This window comes from Streptococcus mitis (assembly GCF_002096925.1).
Taxonomy (GTDB): domain Bacteria; phylum Bacillota; class Bacilli; order Lactobacillales; family Streptococcaceae; genus Streptococcus; species Streptococcus mitis_AF.
Map to the genome: position 1 here is coordinate 1 of NZ_NCVN01000013.1, position 12,679 is coordinate 12,679.

Sequence of the window (12,679 nt, forward strand, 5' to 3'; positions counted from 1 at the left end):
GTTCATAGATCTGAACTTTATCATCATAACTCAATTTCATAATAAAACACCCCAAAAGTTAGATTTTTTCTGTCTAACTTTTGGGGTGCAGTACATAATGTGCCTTCTTTTTTATATCTCTTACAAACCAGCGAAATCTTTGATTTCTTGTGCTGACATTGAAGAGTCGCAACGGACATTGATTTGTCCATCCGCAATGTGAACAAATCCTGGTACAGTTGGAATTCCATAGCGTGAGCGGAATTCTTGTAACTCATTGAGTTGGCTTGCTTCTTCACTGTTGATGAAGTAGATGTGAGCTTTGGTTTCAGCTACGACACCTGCCAAAGTACCTGCAAATTTACGGCAGTAAGGGCAAGTTTTACGACCAATAAAGAAGGTTGCAGTTTCTTTATTATCAAGAGCTTCTTGCGCACGCGTAACTGTAGTGACTTCAAGGTCTTTGATGTTATCTAAAAATTGTTCCATGAGATTACCTCGCTTTCATTGATAAGTCTAGTATGCCATAAAGTTTCTAAAATTGCTTAGATTTGATACGAAAAAAAGATGAGATTAGTTAGTCTCATCTTTTATAGGACCTTATTTTACAAAAGCATTAATTTCTGCTTCAATGTTAGCAATCTTAGCTTGTGATTCTTCGTTTGTTTCACCTACAACTGCAATGTAGAACTTGATTTTTGGTTCTGTACCTGAAGGGCGAACGGCAATCCATGAACCGTCAGCAAGTGTGTATTTCAACACATCACTTGGAGGAGTTGTTAAGTTTGTAACGGTACCGTCAGCAGCAGTAGCAGTTTGTGCCTTGAAGTCTTCTACGACAGTGATAGCTGTTGTGTTCCATTCTTTTGGAGCATTGTTACGGAATTTAGCCATAATCGCTTTGATTTGTTCAGCACCATCGACGCCAGAAAGGGTAACAGAGATAGTCTTTTCAGCGTAGTAGCCGTACTCTTTGTAGATTTCTTCGATACCGTCTGCAAGTGTCAAACCACGTGAACGGTAGTAGGCAGCAAGTTCAGCAACGACAAGGACGGCTTGGATTGCATCTTTATCACGTACAAATGGTTTAATCAAGTAACCGAAGCTTTCTTCAAATCCCATCATGTAAGTGTGATTGTGTTTTTCTTCGAATTCTTGGATTTTTTCAGCGATGAATTTGAAACCAGTCAAGACGTTGAACATAGTTGCGCCGTAGCTTTCAGCAATCTTCGTTACCAAGTCAGTTGATACGATAGATTTACAGAGTGCTGCATTTTCAGGCAGAGTTCCAGCATTTTTGTGGGCTTCCAAGATGTATTTAGCCATGATAGCACCGATTTGGTTACCTGAAAGGTTGAGGTAGCTACCATCTTTTTGAAGAACTTCAACACCAACACGGTCAGCGTCAGGGTCAGTTGCCACAAGAACATCTGCACCAACTTGACGACCAAGTTCTTCAGCAAGGGCAAAGGCTGCTTGGCTTTCTGGGTTCGGAGATTTTACAGTTGAGAAGTCTGGGTCAGCAGTTGCTTGCGCTTCAACGACTTGAACAGAGTCAAATCCTGCTTGGGCAAGAGCGCGACGAGCCAACATTTCACCAGTACCGTGAAGTGGTGTGTAGACAATCTTCATGTCTTTACCGAATTCTTCAATCAAGGCTGGGTTGATGTTCACATCTTTGACTTCTTTGAGGTATTCCACATCGACAGCTTCGCCGATAACTTCAATCAAGCCAGAAGCTTTTTCAGTTTCCACATCAGCAACTTCTACCGCAAATGGGTTTTCGATTGCACGGATATAAGTAGTCAAAGCGTCTGCGTCGTGTGGAGGCATTTGTCCACCGTCTTCACCGTAAACCTTGTAACCGTTAAATGGTGCAGGGTTGTGGCTGGCTGTGACCATGATACCCGCGAAACAGTTGAGGTGACGAACTGCAAATGATAATTCTGGAGTTGGACGAAGGCTTTCAAACACATAAGATTTGATGCCGTGTTTAGCAAGAACTGCCGCAGACTCAAAGGCAAACTCAGGTGAGAAGTGACGGCTATCGTAGGCAATTGCTACACCGCGTTCTTTTTCGTTTCCACCTTTAGACTCAATCAAACGAGCCAATCCTTCAGTAGCTTGGCGAACAACGTAGATGTTGATACGGTTTGTACCAGCACCAATCAAGCCACGCATACCTGCAGTACCAAATTCAAGATTTGTATAGAAGGCATCTTCCTTCGTTTTTTCGTCCATATTTTCCAAATCTTGACGAAGGTAGTCAGGAAGTTCCGCAAAATCAACCCATTTCTGGTAATTTTCTTGGTAAGACATTGAAATTCTCCTTTTTGTAAATTGTTTTAACCGTTCACATTATAGCACTTTTTAGCGTTTTAGTAAAACGGTAGCATAATTTTCAGAAAAGTAGTGACATATGCCTGTTTATCAAGTCTTGAATGCCTTAGGGAAACATGCTATACTACTTGTATGATTATTTTACAAGCTAATAAAATTGAACGTTCTTTTGCAGGAGAGGTTCTTTTTGATACTATCAATCTGCAAGTTGATGAACGAGACAGGATTGCCCTTGTTGGGAAAAATGGTGCAGGTAAGTCTACTCTTTTGAAGATTTTAATTGGAGAAGAGGAGCCAACTAGCGGAGAAATCAATAAGAAAAAAGATATTTCTCTATCTTACCTAGCCCAAGATAGCCGTTTTGAGTCTGAAAATACCATCTACGATGAGATGCTTCATGTCTTTGATGACCTGCGTCGGACTGAGAAACAACTGCGTCAGATGGAGTTGGAGATGGGTGAAAAGTCTGGTGAGGAATTGAATAAGCTGATGTCAGATTACGACCGCTTATCTGAAAATTTTCGTCAGGCAGGTGGCTTTACCTATGAAGCTGATATTCGAGCGATTTTAAATGGATTTAAGTTTGACGAGTCTATGTGGCAGATGAAAATTGCTGAGCTTTCTGGTGGTCAAAATACTCGTTTGGCACTTGCTAAAATGCTCCTTGAAAAGCCCAATCTCTTGGTCTTGGACGAGCCAACCAACCACTTGGATATCGAAACCATTGCCTGGCTAGAGAATTACTTGGTAAACTATAGCGGTGCCCTCATTATTGTCAGTCACGACCGTTACTTCTTGGACAAGGTTGCGACAATTACGCTGGATTTGACCAAGCATTCCTTGGATCGTTATGTGGGGAATTACTCTCGTTTTGTTGAGTTAAAGGAGCAAAAGCTAGCTACTGAGGCAAAAAACTATGAAAAGCAACAGAAGGAAATCGCAGCTCTGGAAGACTTTGTCAATCGTAATCTAGTCCGAGCTTCAACGACCAAACGTGCCCAATCTCGACGCAAACAACTGGAAAAAATGGAGCGTTTGGACAAGCCTGAAGCTGGTAAGAAAGCAGCCAACATGGCTTTCCAGTCTGAAAAAACGTCTGGTAATGTTGTTTTGACTGTTGAAAATGCAGCTATTGGCTATGATGGGGAAGTACTGTCAGATCCTATCAATCTAGACCTTCGCAAGATGAATGCTGTTGCTATTGTTGGACCAAACGGTATTGGAAAATCAACCTTTATCAAGTCGATAGTAGACCAGATTCCTTTTATCAAGGGTGAAAAGCGCTTTGGCGCTAATGTTGAGGTTGGTTACTATGATCAGACTCAAAGCAAGCTGACACCAAGTAATACTGTACTTGATGAACTCTGGAATGATTTTAAACTGACGCCGGAAGTTGAAATCCGTAACCGTCTAGGTGCCTTCCTTTTCTCAGGAGATGATGTTAAAAAATCAGTCGGCATGCTGTCTGGTGGGGAGAAAGCGCGTTTGCTTCTGGCTAAACTTTCCATGGAAAACAACAACTTCTTGATTCTGGATGAGCCAACCAACCACTTGGATATTGATAGCAAGGAAGTGTTGGAAAATGCCTTGATTGACTTTGATGGAACTCTTCTATTCGTCAGTCACGACCGTTACTTTATCAATCGTGTGGCAACTCATGTTTTGGAATTGTCTGAGAAGGGTTCGACTCTTTACCTGGGAGATTACGACTACTATGTTGAGAAGAAAGCAGAAGTAGAAATGACTCAGGCTGAGGAAGCTTCAACTATCAACCAAGCAAAAGAAGCAAGTCCAGTCAATGACTATCAAGCTCAGAAAGAAAGTCAAAAAGAAGTTCGCAAACTCATGCGACAAATCGAAAGTCTAGAAGCTGAAATTGAAGAGCTAGAAAGTCAAAGTCAAACCATTTCTGAACAAATGTTGGAAACAAACGATGCAGGTAAACTCATGGAATTACAGACTGAACTGGATAAAATCAGCCATCGTCAGGAAGAAGCTATGCTTGAGTGGGAAGAATTATCAGAGCAGGTGTAAAGATGGAACATCTTGGAAAAGTATTTCGTGAATTTCGGACAAGTGGAAATTATTCTTTAAAGGAGGCGGCAGGGGAGTCCTGTTCAACTTCCCAGTTATCTCGCTTTGAGCTTGGGGAGTCTGATCTAGCAGTTTCACGTTTCTTTGAGATTTTGGATAACATTTATGTAACAATCGAAAATTTCATGGACAAGGCAAGAAATTTTCACAATCATGAACATGTTGCCATGATGGGACAAATTGTACCCCTTTACTACTCAAATGATATTGCAGGTTTTCAAAAGCTTCAAAGAGAACAACTTGAAAAGGCTAAGAGTTCGACGAATCCCCTTTATTTTGAGCTGAACTGGATTTTGCTACAAGGTCTGATTTGTCAAAGAGATTCGAGTTATCATATGGAGCAGGTTGATTTGGATAAGGTAGCAGATTATCTCTTCAAAACAGAAGAATGGACCATGTATGAGTTGATTCTTTTCGGGAACCTCTATAGTTTCTACGATGTGGACTATGTCACTCGAATTGGAAGAGAAGTTATGGAGAGGGAGGAATTTTACCTAGAGATTGGTCGCCATAAGAGATTAGTGTTGATTTTGGCCCTCAATTGTTACCAGCATTGTTTAGAGCATCTTTCTTTTGACAATGCAAGCTATTTTGAAGCTTATACAGAGAAGATTATTGGTAAAGGTATTAAGCTTTATGAGCGTAATGTTTTCCATTATTTAAAAGGCTTTGCCTTGTATCAAAAGGGACAGTGTAAAGTAGGTTGTAAGCAAATGCAAGAGGCCATGCATATTTTTGACGTGCTAGGTCTTCCAGAGCAAGTAGCCTATTATCAGGAACACTACGAAAAATTTGTCAAAGATTAATTTTCCCAAATAAGGGAAAAATGAAAAAGCTCCTTTCGGTTTTGATACAATAGTTTCAAAATTTGAGAGGAGTTTTTATATGAATCGCTATGCCGTACAGTTGATTAGCCGTGGAGCTGTTAACAAGATAGGGAATATGCTCTATGATTATGGAAATAGTGTCTGGTTGGCTTCCATGGGGACTATCGGGCAGACTGTTTTAGGAATGTATCAGATTTCTGAGCTCGTCACATCCATTCTGATCAATCCCTTTGGTGGAGTTATTTCAGACCGATTTTCTCGTCGTAAGATTTTAATGGCGGCAGACCTTGTTTGTGGAATTCTTTGTTTGGCTATTTCTTTTATAAGGAATGACAGCTGGATGATTGGGGCTTTGATTTTTGCCAACATTGTTCAGGCTATTGCTTTTGCCTTTTCTAGACCTGCAAATAAGGCCATTATCACAGAATTGGTAGAGAAGGATGAACTGGTCCTCTACAATTCTCGTTTGGAGTTGGTCTTGCAGGTTGTCAGCGTGAGTTCTCCTGTACTTTCTTTTCTTGTTTTACAATTCTCAAGTCTTCGGATTACCTTGGTATTAGATGCCCTTAGTTTTTTTCTTGCTTTTGGTTTGGTAGCCCTGCTTCCAAAAAAAGAAGATAAAACTTTGGGGGAGAAGAAACTTACATTCAAAGTTATTTGTGCTGATATCAAGGAGGGTGTTCACTATATTGTGAAGCAAAGGGAAATCTTCTTTTTACTAGTCATGGCTTCAAGTGTCAATTTTTTCTTTGCAGCCTTTAATTACCTCCTCCCCTTTTCAAATCAGCTTTATGGAGTTCAAGGTGCCTATGCCACTATTTTAACTATGGGTGCTATCGGTTCTATTGTTGGGGCGCTGTTAGCTAGTAAGATTAAAGCCAGTATGGAAATGCTTCTGTTTTTGTTGGCTCTGACTGGACTTGGGGTGATGATAATGGGATTTACCCTCCCATCCTATCTGACTTTTTCAGGCAATTTCGTTTGTGAACTCTTTATGACGATTTTTAATATTCACTTCTTTACACAGGTACAGACCAAGATTGATGGAGAATATCTGGGTAGGGTATTGAGTACCATTTTTACACTGGCAATTCTCTTTATGCCGATTGCGAAAGGTTTGATGACCTTTCTTCCAAGTGTCCATCTTTATTCTTTCTTGATTATTGGACTTGGAGTTGTAGCCTTATCTTTCTTAGCTCTCGGATATGTTCGAACTCATTTTGAAAAAGAGACATAAGTTTGCTTGGACTTCAAAAATAATTCCAATCTAAGTGTTTTTTTCGCCCTTCTCGTTTGTGAGAAGGGCTTAATTTATGGTAAAATAGTTTTATGAATAAAAGAATGAATGAGTTGGTCGCCTTGCTCAATCGCTATGCGACTGAGTACTATACCAGCGATAATCCCTCGGTTTCAGACAGTGAGTATGATCGCCTTTACCGAGAGTTGGTCGAGTTAGAAACTGCCTATCCAGATCAAGTGCTAGCAGACAGTCCTACCCATCGTGTTGGTGGCAAGGTTTTAGATGGTTTTGAAAAATACAGTCATCAGTATCCTCTTTATAGTTTGCAGGATGCTTTTTCACGTGAGGAGCTTGAAGCTTTTGATGCGCGTGTTCGTAAGGAAGTGGCTCATCCGACCTATATTTGTGAGCTGAAAATCGATGGTTTGTCTATCTCGCTGACTTATGAAAAGGGGATTTTAGTTGTTGGTGCAACACGTGGAGACGGTTCTGTTGGGGAGAATATAACAGAAAATCTTAAGCGTGTTAAGGACATTCCTTTGACCTTGCCAGAAGAACTAGATATCACAGTTCGTGGGGAATGTTACATGCCACGCGCTTCTTTTGACCAGGTTAACCAAGCTCGCCAAGAAAATGGAGAGCCTGAATTTGCCAATCCTCGTAATGCGGCAGCAGGCACCCTGCGACAGTTGGATACAGCAGTAGTTGCCAAGCGCAATCTTGCGACTTTCCTCTATCAAGAAGCCAGCCCTTCAACTCGTGATAGTCAAGAAAAGGTTTTGAAGCACCTTGAACAACTAGGTTTTGTGGTCAATCCAAAGCGAATCTTGGCTGAAAATATAGATGAAATCTGGGATTTTATTCAAAAAGTAGGACAGGAACGGGAAAACCTGCCTTATGATATCGATGGAGTGGTAATCAAGGTAAACGACCTAGCAAGTCAAGAAGAACTTGGTTTTACCGTCAAGGCTCCAAAGTGGGCAGTGGCCTACAAGTTTCCTGCTGAGGAAAAAGAAGCTAAACTCTTATCAGTTGATTGGACAGTTGGCCGTACGGGTGTTGTAACCCCAACTGCAAATCTGACACCTGTTCAGCTTGCTGGTACGACTGTTAGCCGTGCGACCCTACACAATGTGGATTATATTGCTGAAAAAGATATCCGCAAAGACGACACGGTTATCGTCTATAAGGCTGGGGACATCATTCCTGCTGTTTTACGTGTAGTAGAGTCCAAACGGGTTTCTGAAGAAAAACTAGATATTCCATCACATTGCCCAAGTTGTGACAGTCACTTGCTTCATTTTGAAGATGAGGTGGCTCTCCGTTGTATCAATCCACGTTGCCCTGCCCAAATTATGGAAGGTTTGATTCACTTTGCTTCTCGAGATACTATGAATATTACAGGACTTGGTCCATCTATTGTTGAGAAGCTTTTCGCTGCTAATTTAGTCAAGGATGTGGCGGATATTTACCGTTTGAAAGAAGAAGATTTCCTCCTTTTAGAGGGGGTTAAGGAAAAGTCTGCTGCTAAACTGTATCAGGCCATCCAAGCATCTAAGGAAAATTCTGCTGAAAAGCTCTTGTTTGGTTTGGGCATTCGTCATGTCGGAAGCAAGGCCAGTCAGCTGTTACTTCAACATTTCCACTCGATTGAAAATCTGGCTCAGGCAGATTCAGATGAAGTGGCTAGTATTGAAAGTCTGGGTAGTGTGATTGCCAAGAGTCTTCAGACATATTTTGCGACAGAAGGCTCTGAAATTCTCCTCAAAGAATTGAAAGAAGCTGGGGTCAATCTGGACTATAAAGGACAGACGGTAGTGGCAGATGCGGCCTTGTCAGGTTTGACCGTTGTATTGACTGGAAAATTGGAACGGCTCAAGCGCTCAGAAGCTAAAAATAAACTCGAAAGTTTGGGTGCTAAAGTGACTGGCAGTGTTTCTAAAAAGACCGACCTCGTCGTGGCAGGTGCAGATGCTGGAAGTAAACTTCAAAAAGCACAAGAACTTGGTATTGAAGTTCGAGATGAAGCTTGGCTCGAAAGTTTGTAAAGAATAGTAGAAGGCTAGATGTTAGATAGTCTGAAACTGTCTATCCTGAAGTGTTTTGACATGAATTGAGTCTATCTTGAGTCAGAAATTAAATTGCTGAATCTATCAGCACCACATAAAAAATTAAATTAAAATTAGAAATTAGGAAAAGAAATGTTAAATTACCCTGTAGTCATCCATTTTCATCGAAAAAACGGGGATTATGCAGCCTGTTCATTTAGTAGAAAACAGGCGGACAATGTTGAAAAATTGTATTATGAAAATAACTTTTTTGGAGCAAAGTTCTCCTTCACAGTTACAAGTCAAGAAAAGTTAGAAAACCTGAAGTTTTCTGTCGAGATTGATGGGACAGTTAAGGAATATTCCGTGCGTTATAACTACTATCCGCTTCTGACAGAAGTTTGGATTTTAGAGGGCGACGAGACTGTTTATTATTCTGAAAACCCAGCCATTGCTAGTCCTTACTACAAAGATCAAAATCCATTTGCTTTTGATAGAGCAATACATAGCGCTAGTTTTGATCACCACTGGGGCTACCAAGGAGAACTAGGTTACAGTCTTTCAGATTATCAGACTAGCTTTAAACTTTGGGCTCCTACGGCTACTGCTGTACAGGTGGTTGTCTACGAAAATACCAGCAACGACGCTCCGATTTGGAAAACCTTTAATCTAGAGCGTGGTAATAGCTATTCATACAGTCATAAGTACAATACCATTGGTGTTTGGAGTCTAGACTTAGATGAAAATCTTGCTGGCAAGGCTTATCAGTATCAGATTGACTTTCCTCACCACCAGACTGTGACGAGAGATCCTTACACGATTGCCACAAGTCCTGACGGCAAACGTTCCGTAATTCTTTCTCATCAAGACAGACAAGTAGAAGGATTTGTGGTCAAACATGGAACAGAAGCGCCTTGGCGTTTGGAAAATCCATGTAAAGCAGTTATCTGTGAAATGCATATCCGAGATTTAACCAAATCTCCGACCTCTGGAGTTGCAGAGCATCTCCGTGGAACCTTCCTTGGTGCTGCCCAGACTGGAACTGTAAACCAATTCGGACAAGCAACCGCCTTTGACTATATCAAAGAACTTGGCTGCAACTATGTTCAACTCCAGCCTATCTTTGATCGCCATAAGGAATACGATGAGGATGGAAATGTAACCTATAACTGGGGTTATGACCCTCAAAACTACAATGCACCAGAACCAAGTTTTTCTAGTAATCCAGATGATCCAGGGCAGGTCATTCGTGATTTGAAGACCATGGTTCAAGCCTATCACGATGCGGGGATTGGTGTCATTATGGACGTGGTTTATAATCACACCTTTTCAACGGTTGATGCACCTTTCCAAACAACTGTCCCTGATTACTACTATCGTATGAATCCAGACGGTACCTTCCAGAATGGAACAGGTGTTGGAAATGAAACAGCCAGTGAACACGAAATGTTCCGCAAGTACATGATTGATTCTCTTCTATACTGGGTACAGGAATACAATATTGACGGCTTCCGTTTTGACTTGATGGGTATTCATAATGTCAAAACCATGCAAGCGATTCGTTGGGCGCTAGATGAGGTTGATCCCCGTATTATCACTTATGGAGAAGGCTGGGATATGGGAACAGGTCTTGCAACTTATGATAAGGCCAAGAAGGATAATGCCTACCAAATGCCAAATATCGGATTCTTCAATGATAATCAGCGTGATGCGGTCAAAGGAGGAGAAGTTTATGGTGCAATCAAGTCAGGATTTGTAAGTGGTGCAGCCACTGAACCAATCATTGCCAAGGCCATTCTTGGTAGCCGAGAATTGGGTTCTTATCTCAGTCCAAACCAGGTTCTCAACTATGTTGAAGCCCATGACAATTACAATCTTCATGATTTGTTGGCGACTCTTCATCCTGATCAAAGTTCAGACCAGATTATGCGCAAGGTTGAGACGGCGACAGTAATGAACCTTCTCATGCAAGGAATGTCCTTTATGGAAATTGGCCAAGAATTTGGTCGAACCAAATTAATTCCGACGGGTGAACATGGACAACTCACTTCGGCAGACCGAGAACGTGCTATGAATAGTTACAACGCTCCTGACAGTGTTAACCAAATAAACTGGGATTTAATCAATGAAAGACAAGAAAGCATTGACTTTGTCCGTCAAATTATTCGACTGAAAACACAGACTAGCGCCTTTTCTTATCCTACATACGAAGAAGTTTACCGTCATGTCTTTGTTCACACAGCTGCAGAAAATAGCGGATGGATTGTTTACGAGATTCACGGGGGGCCAGAACATCTATTGGTAGTATTCAATGCCAAGGGAACTTCCTTATACTTTGAAAATGCAGGAAATCTAGAAATGCTTGTGACCAATAGTCGTTCGAAACAAGAAAATGTCATTGATGATACTAGTGTCGCAGTGCTAAAAGTACTCTCTTAAATGCATAAACTAAAAAGGGTTAGATTGTCTAATCCTTTTTATCATTTATAAGTTTTCAATGAAGATTAGAATCAAGTTTCAAATAGTTTGAAAAACCAAGCTTGTGAAAATAATCTCAAAAAAATTGCAAAAAGGGTTGTAATTTTCTGAAAATTTGGTAAAATATATCTTAATCATTTTCAGGAGGACGAGAATTTGACAAGATATCAGAATTTAGTAAATGGAAAATGGAAATCAGCTGAAAAAGAAATTACGATTTATTCACCAATAAACCAAGAAGAATTAGGGACTGTTCCAGCTATGACTCAGGCAGAAGTAGATGAGGCTATGAAAGCTGCGCGTGCAGCCCTGCCAGCTTGGCGAGCTTTATCAGCAGTTGAACGTGCGGCTTATTTGCACAAAACAGCAGCTATTTTAGAACGTGATAAGGAAGAAATTGGTACTATACTTGCCAAAGAAGTGGCAAAGGGAATTAAAGCAGCTATTGGAGAAGTGGTGCGTACCGCAGACTTGATTCGCTATGCTGCTGAGGAAGGTCTCCGTATCACTGGACAAGCAATGGAAGGTGGCGGTTTTGAAGCAGCAAGTAAAAATAAATTGGCCGTTGTTCGTCGCGAGCCAGTTGGTGTCGTGCTGGCTATCGCTCCCTTTAATTATCCAGTTAATTTATCTGCTTCTAAAATTGCACCTGCCTTGATTGCAGGGAATGTAGTCATGTTTAAGCCACCAACACAAGGTTCTATTTCTGGGCTCTTGTTGGCTAAAGCGTTTGAAGAAGCAGGGATTCCGGCTGGTGTTTTCAATACCATTACGGGTCGTGGTTCAGAAATTGGGGATTATATCATTGAACACAAAGAAGTCAACTTCATCAACTTTACAGGTTCAACTCCTATCGGAGAACGTATTGGTCGTTTAGCTGGTATGCGTCCAATCATGTTGGAGCTTGGTGGGAAAGATGCAGCCTTAGTACTAGAAGATGCAGATTTGGAACATGCTGCCAAGCAAATTGTTGCGGGTGCCTTTAGCTATTCAGGTCAACGTTGCACAGCCATTAAACGTGTTATTGTTATCGAAAGTGTAGCAGATACACTAGCTGCTTTGCTTCAAGCAGAGGTTACTAAATTAACAGTTGGCGATCCATTCGACAATGCTGATATCACACCAGTTATCGACAATGCTTCAGCAGACTTTATTTGGGGCTTGATTGATGATGCACAAGAAAAAGGTGCTCAGGCTCTTACACCAATCAAACGCGAAGGCAATCTTCTATGGCCAGTGCTTTTTGACCAAGTTACAAAAGATATGAAAGTGGCATGGGAAGAGCCATTTGGTCCTGTTTTACCAATTATCCGTGTGGCTAGTGTAGAGGAAGCCATTGCCTTTGCCAACGAATCTGAATTCGGCCTTCAATCCTCAGTCTTTACAAATGATTTCAAAAAAGCATTTGAAATTGCTGAAAAACTTGAAGTGGGTACAGTTCATATAAATAATAAAACCCAGCGTGGTCCAGATAATTTCCCATTCCTTGGTGTCAAAGGTTCTGGCGCTGGAGTGCAAGGAATTAAATATAGTATTGAAGCGATGACAAATGTCAAATCCATTGTTTTTGATGTGAAATGAAATGTAAAATCAGGAGATTCGTTTCCTGATTTATTTTTTTACTTAAAATTATATTTTTTGTTAGCTAAATAACGAACTTTGTGATAGTATTA

Annotated in this window: 8 protein-coding genes; 6 read left to right on the forward strand and 2 right to left on the reverse strand. The window is 40.9% G+C overall.

Annotated features, from left to right (window positions below; all coding sequences use genetic code 11):
* Positions 1 to 120: 120 nt before the first annotated feature.
* Positions 121 to 468, reverse strand: coding sequence for a DUF6568 family protein (locus B7692_RS03635; RefSeq protein ID WP_084929932.1), 348 nt, complete (start codon positions 466 to 468; stop codon positions 121 to 123).
* Between the two features lie 111 nt (positions 469 to 579).
* Positions 580 to 2,298, reverse strand: a complete 1,719-nt coding sequence (locus B7692_RS03640) for a phospho-sugar mutase (protein WP_084929933.1) — start codon at positions 2,296 to 2,298, stop codon at positions 580 to 582.
* Between the two features lie 153 nt (positions 2,299 to 2,451).
* Between B7692_RS03640 and B7692_RS03645 the strand changes: the two genes are divergently transcribed.
* The 6 genes from B7692_RS03645 (at position 2,452) to B7692_RS03670 (ending at position 12,587) form a co-directional block, all read left to right on the forward strand.
* Positions 2,452 to 4,353, forward strand: a complete 1,902-nt coding sequence (locus B7692_RS03645; protein ID WP_084929934.1) for an ABC transporter ATP-binding protein — start codon at positions 2,452 to 2,454, stop codon at positions 4,351 to 4,353.
* A 2-nt stretch (positions 4,354 to 4,355) separates the two neighbouring features.
* Positions 4,356 to 5,219, forward strand: a complete 864-nt coding sequence (locus tag B7692_RS03650; RefSeq protein ID WP_084929935.1) for an Rgg family transcriptional regulator — start codon at positions 4,356 to 4,358, stop codon at positions 5,217 to 5,219.
* A gap of 79 nt (positions 5,220 to 5,298) precedes the next feature.
* On the forward strand, positions 5,299 to 6,477 hold the full coding sequence (locus B7692_RS03655) for an MFS transporter (protein ID WP_084929936.1): 1,179 nt from the start codon (positions 5,299 to 5,301) through the stop codon (positions 6,475 to 6,477).
* A gap of 92 nt (positions 6,478 to 6,569) precedes the next feature.
* A complete protein-coding gene (gene ligA, locus B7692_RS03660) occupies positions 6,570 to 8,528 on the forward strand; it encodes an NAD-dependent DNA ligase LigA (protein ID WP_084929937.1) in 1,959 nt (652 codons plus the stop codon).
* A gap of 153 nt (positions 8,529 to 8,681) precedes the next feature.
* Entirely contained in the window at positions 8,682 to 10,967 is a 2,286-nt protein-coding gene (gene pulA / locus B7692_RS03665) for a type I pullulanase (protein WP_000935956.1), read from the forward strand.
* Between the two features lie 195 nt (positions 10,968 to 11,162).
* Positions 11,163 to 12,587 (forward strand): NADP-dependent glyceraldehyde-3-phosphate dehydrogenase, encoded by a 1,425-nt coding sequence (locus B7692_RS03670; RefSeq protein ID WP_000199367.1) that lies wholly within the window; start codon positions 11,163 to 11,165, stop codon positions 12,585 to 12,587.
* Positions 12,588 to 12,679 lie beyond the last annotated feature (92 nt).

Bases quoted from the DNA above. Each gene is read 5' to 3' on its own strand.
- pulA (WP_000935956.1), top strand. From the start codon at position 8,682: ATGTTAAATTACCCTGTAGTCATCCATTTTCATCGAAAAAACGGGGAT.
- B7692_RS03635 (WP_084929932.1), bottom strand. From the start codon at position 468: ATGGAACAATTTTTAGATAACATCAAAGACCTTGAAGTCACTACAGTT.
- B7692_RS03650 (WP_084929935.1), top strand. From the start codon at position 4,356: ATGGAACATCTTGGAAAAGTATTTCGTGAATTTCGGACAAGTGGAAAT.
- B7692_RS03640 (WP_084929933.1), bottom strand. From the start codon at position 2,298: ATGTCTTACCAAGAAAATTACCAGAAATGGGTTGATTTTGCGGAACTT.
- ligA (WP_084929937.1), top strand. From the start codon at position 6,570: ATGAATAAAAGAATGAATGAGTTGGTCGCCTTGCTCAATCGCTATGCG.
- B7692_RS03645 (WP_084929934.1), top strand. From the start codon at position 2,452: ATGATTATTTTACAAGCTAATAAAATTGAACGTTCTTTTGCAGGAGAG.
- B7692_RS03655 (WP_084929936.1), top strand. From the start codon at position 5,299: ATGAATCGCTATGCCGTACAGTTGATTAGCCGTGGAGCTGTTAACAAG.